A 1,927-nucleotide genomic window follows, 5' to 3' on the forward strand; every position below is an offset into this window, starting at 1 on the left:
CTGAAAGAATCTGAATGATCATGTCAAGCTGCAGCAGTAGCTTTCTGTGGTCCAGCTGGGCTGAAGGTTCGTCTGTCGCGCAGCAGGGCCCAGAGCACGTCGACCAGTCGGCGGGCGAGTGCGAGCAGGGCTTGGGTGTGGATGAGTCGTTCGCCGCGCTTCTTGTCGTAGAAGGTGCGCGAGGGGCCGCGACTCTTGATGCTGGACAGCGCAGCCATGTAGAACACGCGCCGCAATCTGCGGTTGTAGCGTTTCGGTCGACGCAGATTCCCAGTGACACGCCCGGAATCCTGCGGTACTGGCACGAGCCCTGCGTAGGAGGCCAAGCGCCCCGAGGTGGCGAATCCGGACAAGGTGCCGCCGGTGGCGACGACGAACTCTGCGCCGAGGATCGGGCCGAAGCCGGGCAGCGATTCGATGATCTCGGCTTGCGGGTGTTCCCGGAACCGGCTGGTGATCAGCTTGTCGGTGTCCTTGATCTGCCGGTCCAGTTCGAGCAGTTGCGCGGCCAGGCGGGCGATGAGCACCGCTGTGGTCGCTTCGCCCGGCAGGCGGACGGTTTGGGCCTCCGTGGCGGCCAGCGCGGCGGCGGCCATGCCGGGGATCCCCTTGGCCCAAGCCTTGTGCTCGCGCAGGTAGGAGACCAGCCCTGTCTCGCCGGCAGCCCGGATGGATTCGGGGGTTTGGAAGCCGGTGAGCAGGATCAGTGGCGAGCGGGCCGAGTAGTCGAAAGCCTGTTCAAGTCCGGGAAAGATGCTGCCGAGCAGGTCGCGCAGCCGGTTGACCCCGCGGACCCAGTCGGCCATGAGGTCTTCGCGGTGCGCGGTCAGCCGGGTCAGTTCGACCACGGTTTCATCCTGGGCGGTGACCGGGGTGAGGTCGGCGCGCATGCGCGCGGTCTCGGCGATCACCCGGGCGTCCTTAGCGTCTGTTTTGGACTCGCCGCGGAACACGCCGGTCATCCGGTTGACCACCCGGCCGGGCACGTAGACCACCGGCTGGCCGGTCGTGACGAGGACTGTGACCAGCAGCGCAGCGGCGTTGCTAGTCAGATCGATCGCCCACCGCACCTCGGCCGCCGACTTCCCAGCACGGGCGATGAGTTGCTCGATCGCGGCCTGGTTGTTGGCCACTTTCTGCGAGAACACGACCTTGCCGTCAATGTCCATCGCGCACGCGTGATGCGTGGTCTTCCCGACGTCAATACCGACCCAGATCAGCGGCCGAACCTTCACTCACGTTCTCCTGTTGTTGCAGGGTCAACCCCGTGGACAACCCTGCCAACAGGTCCCTAAACAGCGACGGTCCGCATCAGATCTGAATCAGTGGCCAGGGCGTCCAGAGCGACGGGGCGGCCATTCTTTCAAAGCCACGACAGAGGCAAACATCCCAGCAGCCACACCCCGTCGCGCTGGGCATTCGGGGCACTTACCCCGAACAAGATCCACCTTAGGGACATCCCAGGAGCTGAAGTGTCAAGCCGCAGCCGAGTTGGCGTGGTGGGCCCAGGCGGTCGTTTCGTCGTAGGGGGTGCCGGTTCTGAGGCAGCCGTGGAGGATGCCGACGAGTCGGTTGGCGAGTTGGCGCAGGGCGGCGTTGTGTCCGGCGCCGCGGGCTTTCTGCCGGTCGTAGTAGGCGCGCGCACCGGGCGAGCGCAGCAGTGCGTTGAACGCTTGCGTGGTGAGGGCGTCGATGAGCCGGTCGTTGTGGACGAACCGGGCCAGGGCGACCTTCTTCTTGCCGGAGGCGCGGGTGATCGGAGAGGTGCCGGCGTAGTTCTTGCGGGCTTTGGCGGTGGCGTAGCGGGTGGGGTCGTCGCCGAACTCTGCGAGCACCCGGGCGCCGAGGACCGGTCCCAGTCCGGGCTGGGACAGGATGATCTCAGCGGCCGGGTGCTGCCCAAAATGGGCTTCGACCTGCCCTTGCA

At 66.1% G+C, this 1,927-nt stretch carries 2 protein-coding genes; both read right to left on the minus strand.

The window, feature by feature from the left end:
• Positions 1-23: 23 nt before the first annotated feature.
• Positions 24-1,235, minus strand: coding sequence for an IS110 family RNA-guided transposase (locus AC07FN_RS45810; RefSeq protein WP_478401368.1), 1,212 nt, complete (start codon positions 1,233-1,235; stop codon positions 24-26).
• Between the two features lie 240 nt (positions 1,236-1,475).
• A partial coding sequence (locus AC07FN_RS45815) for a transposase (protein ID WP_478401369.1) occupies positions 1,476-1,927 on the minus strand: 452 nt, incomplete at its 5' end.

The sequence above is a fragment of the Saccharopolyspora sp. NPDC045941 genome, from assembly GCF_056431445.1.